The sequence below is a fragment of the Amycolatopsis sp. SID8362 genome (assembly GCF_010550475.1).
In the GTDB taxonomy this organism is placed as follows: domain Bacteria; phylum Actinomycetota; class Actinomycetes; order Mycobacteriales; family Pseudonocardiaceae; genus Amycolatopsis; species Amycolatopsis eburnea.
The window spans coordinates 1-5,411 of sequence record NZ_JAAGNB010000505.1 but is presented as its reverse complement, the minus strand read 5'-3'; the positions used below and the strand labels follow the sequence as shown (position 1 = coordinate 5,411).

The following is a 5,411-nucleotide window of genomic DNA, read 5'->3' as shown; positions in this document are numbered from 1 at the left end:
CGCCGTCGTGGTGAACGGCTGCCCGCCCGAGGCCGTGTCCGGCGCGGTCAGCGACACGCCCGCGGTGGGCGCCGGCGGCATCGCGTACCGCGCGGGGTCGTAGCCGGGCGAGGCGTTCTGGCGGACGGTCAGCGGCGAGCGGTGGCTGCCGTAGTTCGTCCAGGCGATCTTCCCGAGGCCGCCGGAGCTCCCGTCGAGGTTCCACACCGCGACGGCGATCGTGTTGCGGCCGTTGGGGTTCAGGATCCCGGTCGGGATCGGGAAGCTGTGCTGCGGCCCGAGGTAGTTGACGTACTGGCCGAGCTGCCAGCCGTTGACGAACAGCAGCGCCCGGTACTGCCGCGCGGGGTCGTCGGTGATGGTCAGGCCGAGCGAGGTGTCCTGGCCGCGCGGCAGGTCGAGGTCCGCGGTCGTCCGGTACCAGGAGACGCCGGGAGTGGTGTCCGTTGTGGGCAGAGCCGCCGGCGCCCAGTTCCCGTCCGGGAAGCCGGGCAGGGACCAGCCCGCGCGTTCGCCGTAGAGGCCGCCGGTGTTGAGCGGCCCGCGGACCGGGTCGAGGCCGGTCTCGCCGCCGCGGACGCCCTGCAGCCGCCAGGTGACCGAGGTCAGCGGCGCGCCGGTGAGCCGGGCGGCGGTCAGCCCGCGGGCGGCCTTGTTGCCGTTGGCAGCGCCGTAGTCCTCTTCGTGGCCCATGTTCACGGTCAGCACGGAGATCTCGTTCTCGCCCGGCCGCAGGGTGCCCGCCGGGAACGGGAACGTGTGCTGCGGGTCCTTCGAGCTGCCGAGGAAGACGCCGTTGAGCCACGCCGAGAACGCGCCGGCCGGGCCGCCGCTCTGGCTCGCCAGGGTGATCCCGGTCTGCTTCCCGTCGCCGGTGAACCGGCCGCGGTACCAGGTGTTGCCGGTGTGGAAGCCGTAGTCGTCGGCGAAGAGCACCGGTTTCGTGCCGAGCGCGGTCGAGCTGTTGGTGGTGTCCTTGTCGGCCACCGGCCACGCCGAGTCGTCGAAGCCGGGCTGGCTTTCGGGCGACTCCTGCTGGTGTTTCCACCCGGTCAGGTCGGGCAGGGTGACCGGCTTGGCGGTCGGCGCGGCACTCGTGACGCTGCCGCTCGACGTCGGCTGCGCCGCTACCGGGGAACCGTTCCACAGCAGGGACTTCGCCGCCGTGAAGACCTCGAACGCGCCGTCGGTCCCGGTGTCGCCGGTGAGGGCGAGGGTGCCGTTCTGCGTGGCCGCCGTGCGGACCAGGTCGGTGCCGCGGACCAGGACGGGGCCGGACGCGGTGTCCTGGCGCCAGAACGTCGCCGCCGTCGCCTTGTCCGCCAGCAGCAGGAGCAGCGGCCGCGCGCCGGGCGCGGTGACGAGCACGCGGGCGAGGCCGTCGTGGGTGTAGTTCAGCCGCAGGTCGCCGCGGGCGGCGTCCCAAGTGGACGTCGCGGCGCCGCCGAGGACCTGCACGGAAGGTTGCTTGGCGAACCGCAGCACGGTCTCCCCCGGCCCGCCGTGGTCACCGTAGAGGACGGCCACGTCCCGGCCGCCGATGGCCGCGCTCGTCAGGACTTCGGACGTCGAGTACTGCAGCCGCGCGGCTCCGAGGTCGTAGCCGGCGACGAGGATCTTGGACTGGCGGCCGTTCAGCGTGATGCCGGTGCCGGGCTGTTGCGGCACGACCGGGTAGTAGTCGGTGCTGCCGGCCAGGAGGTCGACGGCGTCGACGACGACGAACGGCCCGGTGGCCTTGGCGTTCTTCTGGCCGGTGACGGCGATCTTCAGCGTGTGCGCCCCGGCGGGCAGGTCGCGGACCTCGTAGCCGGTCACCTGGTTCTGCTTGCCCGCCGCGTAGAGGTCGACGGTGTCCACTTTGGATCCGTCGAGGTAGACGTCGGCGATGCCGTGACTCGGGTCCTTCGACGTCACCCAGCGGATTCCGGTGCCGGTGAAGGGAATGCTGACGCTGTCCCCGGTGACCTCCGAAAAGGACTCCGTGTGCTGGTAGTCGCCGCCGGTGTAGTTCACCTCCGGCCCGACGTGGCTCCACGTCCCGGTGTAGCCGACCTCGGCCGCGCGGTCGTCGTAGGTGTAGCCGGCGTGCGCGGCGAGGTCGAGCGCGATGCTCGTGGTGTTCGTGGCGGTCGACGTCGAATCGGTGTGCCGCAGGGTGTGGAACTGCGTGCGGGTGTCGGGGTTGATCCGGGCGGTGTCGGTGAGCGCGGGATCGGTGAGCGGGGCGGCGGCCAGCCCGTCGGTCTTGGTCAGCGGGGCGACGGACTGGGTGAAGTAGCCGATCAGCTTGTCCTCGGCGTACTTCGGGTCGAACTGGCGCGCTTCGGTGATCGCGGCGCCGTAGTCGTAGGAGGTGTAGTTCTGCGGGATCGCGCTCCAGCCCCACGAGGTCCCGCCGTGCAGCATGTAGAAGCTCTGCCCGGTCGCGCCGACGGCGATGTTCTGCTTGTAGAAGACGTTCGCGAACTGGTCGTTGATCAGCTGGGCGCACTTCGCGTACCCGGGGCCGCCCCACGGGTCGAAGGCCCCGCCCTGGAACTCGGCGGTGAGCAGCGGCTTGCCGGGGACGTGGTCGTAGCTGATGTCGGGGACGCCGTTCCAGCGCGTGGGGTTCGAGCAGTCGAAGCCCTGCGGGTAGGAGTCGGCGGCGTCGACGTCGAGCGCGGCCTCCCCGGCGTTGAAGGTGCCGTTGTTGTTGCCGACCAGCGGGACGGTGATCCCGTCGGCGCGGGCCTTGTCCTCGAGGTGCTTCATGTAGGCGCGGCCGTCGGCGTTGCCGTTGTAGTACTCGTTTTCGACCTGGTAGGCGAGGACGCTGCCGGTGCCGTTGGTGAGCTGGTGGCGGGCGATGATCCGGTCGATCTGCGTCTGCCACTCGTCGGAGTACTTCAGGTAGACCGGGTCGGCGCTGCGGGTGTGGCCGGGCGTGGTGGACAGCCAGGTCGGGAAGCCGCCGCCGTCGACCTCGGCGTTGATGTAGGGACCGGGCCGCGCGATGACGTACAGCCCGGCTTGCTGCGCCATGTCGAGGAGCCGGTCGAGGTCGCGGATGCCGCTGAAGTCGTACACGCCCTGGCGCGGCGAGTGGTAGCCCCAGTCGAAGTAGAGGGAAGTCGAGTTGAAGCCGGCGGCCTTCATCTTCTGGAAGATGTCGAGCCAGAGGTCGGGGCTGGGGAGGCGGTAGGAGTGGAACTCGCCGGACCACAGGTAGGTCCGCTGGCCGTCGACGAGGAAGGAGTAGCCGTCGTAGGTGACGGTGTGGGCCGGTCTTTCCGGTGGCGCGGCGGCGGCTTGCGGGACGGTCACCCCCGCGAGCGCGAAGACGAACGCGAGCAGGGCGGCGAACAACGCGCGGCGCATGCGGGACCTCCTGGCACGGCGGGGGACCAGAATCGAACACGATCCTTTGCCGATCACACAGAAGTCGTCAAGATACAACACCGGGATGGATCAGTGCCGAGGTAGTGTTAGCGCTAACAGTCCTCGGCGAATGTCGTGAATGACTCATTCATGTCGTCAGATGACATGAATGAGTCATTCACGTCGTCTTCAGCGCAAGCCGGTGCTCTCCCGGACGATCAGCTCCGCGGGCACCAGGTGCCGGGCCCCGGCGTCGCCGCCGGCCATGCGCTCCTCCAGGAGGCCGAACGTCCGGCGCCCGACCTCGATGAAGTCCTGGCGGACCGTCGTCAGGGGCGGCGGGAAGTACGCGGCTTCCGGCACGTCGTCGAAGCCCGCCACGTGCACGTCCTCCGGCACGCGGATCCCGGCCTCGGTGAACGCCCGCAGCAGGCCCAGCGCCATCTGGTCGTTCGCCGAGAACACCGCCTTCAGGCCCCGCTTCCCGGCCAGCGCCCGCCCGGCTTCGTAGCCCGAGCGCGGGCTCCAGTCGCCGCGCACGAGCGCCGGGACGCGCAGGCCGCGCGCTTCCAGGGTCTCCCGCCAGCCGCGCTCGCGGTCGCGCGCCTCGAGCCAGTCCTCCGGGCCGGCGAGGTGCCAGACCGTCCGGTGTCCCAGCGCGAGCAGGTGCTCGGTGGCGCGGCGGGCACCGTCGTACTGGTCGACCGAGATCACCGGGACCGGCGCCGACTCGCCGCCGCCGACGGCGACCACCGGGATGTCCGACGGCGCCGCCGCCAGCGCGCGGCCCGCCGTGACGTGCGGGGCGATCACCACGATGCCCTCGACCGCTTGGCGGCGCAGGCTTTCCACGGCGTCGCCGATCGACGTCCGGCCGGGGCGGGTCACGCTGCAGATCGCGACGCCGTAGCCGGACTCGCGCGCCGCGTTTTCGATGCCGTACAACGTGCTCGCCGGCCCGTAGAGGTTCGACTCCAGCGCGACCACGCCGAGCGTGCCCGACCGGCCGGTGACCAGGGTCCGCGCGGCGGTGTTGGGCCGGTAGCCGAGCTTCTGCACCGCGGCGAGGACGCGCTCGCGGGTTTCCGGGCGCACCGGGCCGCTCTCGTTGACCACGCGCGAGACGGTCATGTGCGAGACCCCGGCCATGCCGGCGACGTCGGCCAGGCTCGGCTGCCGCGGCCCGGGTGCCGGCGCCTTCGTCTGCTCCTTCGCCCGGTCCACCACCCTGGCCCCTTCCACCTCGTGCCGTGTCCCCACGTCGGAGACGGTACCGCCGAATCGGCGCGCACCGGGCCTCCCGCGCCGCGTCAGGACCAGCCGAGCGGACCGGAGAGCGCTTTCACCACCGCCGTGACGCGCTGGGTCGCGGTCGCCCAGCCGGTCGCGGCGGGCTGGGCCGTGAGCACGACGACGACGTACCGCGCGCCGACCAGCCCGCTGGTGTGCAGGTTCCGGCCCGGGTCGCAGCAGGACCACCCCTGCTTGACGGCCCAGTCCGCCGACACCGCCGCCGGGATGCCGAAGAACTGGTCGAAGCCGTCCGCGGCCCGGCGGGTGGCGCCGCCGAGCGCTCCGAGGACGACCTGGCGGGTGCCTTCGGGGGCTTCGTCGAGGAGGTACGCGTAGATCCGCGCGACGTCGGCGGCCGTGACGAGAGTGCTTCCCCAGTGCAGCGGGTCGGCGGGCGGCCGGGTGGCCGTCAGCCCGGCGCGCGCGGCCCAGCGGGTGACGATCGACGGGCCGCCCAGCTTCGTCCAGAGCCGGCTCGCGACTTCGTCGTCGCTGCGGGAAAGCAGCTCCACGACGTCGTCGGGCGCCTCGCCGCGCCGCAGCGCCTCCAGCGCGATCAGCAGCTTGACCAGCGACGCCGACGTGTAAGTGGCGTCCGGGCGGTAGGAGACGACGTCCCTGCCGGTGTCGCGGTCATGGACGAGCACGCTCAGCTCGCCGGGCACGAGCGCGGCGAGCGCGCGCCCGTCCGGCAGCGGGAGCGAGGGCGCCGACGTCGCCGTCGTGGCCACGCTCGTAGAAGGCGAGGCGGGCGG

Annotated in this window: 3 protein-coding genes; all 3 read right to left on the bottom strand. The window is 72.0% G+C overall.

Features of this window, described 5'->3' with window-relative positions; genetic code table 11:
• The coding region (locus G3I65_RS58265) for a beta-galactosidase (RefSeq protein ID WP_160696845.1) at positions 1 to 3,363 on the bottom strand (3,363 nt) is incomplete at its 3' end.
• Positions 3,364 to 3,552: 189 nt separating this feature from the next.
• Entirely contained in the window at positions 3,553 to 4,590 is a 1,038-nt protein-coding gene (locus tag G3I65_RS16150) for a LacI family DNA-binding transcriptional regulator (RefSeq protein ID WP_160696846.1), read from the bottom strand.
• 83 nt (positions 4,591 to 4,673) lie between these two features.
• Positions 4,674 to 5,411: hypothetical protein (locus tag G3I65_RS16145; protein ID WP_203612401.1), on the bottom strand; the 738-nt coding region annotated here is incomplete at its 5' end.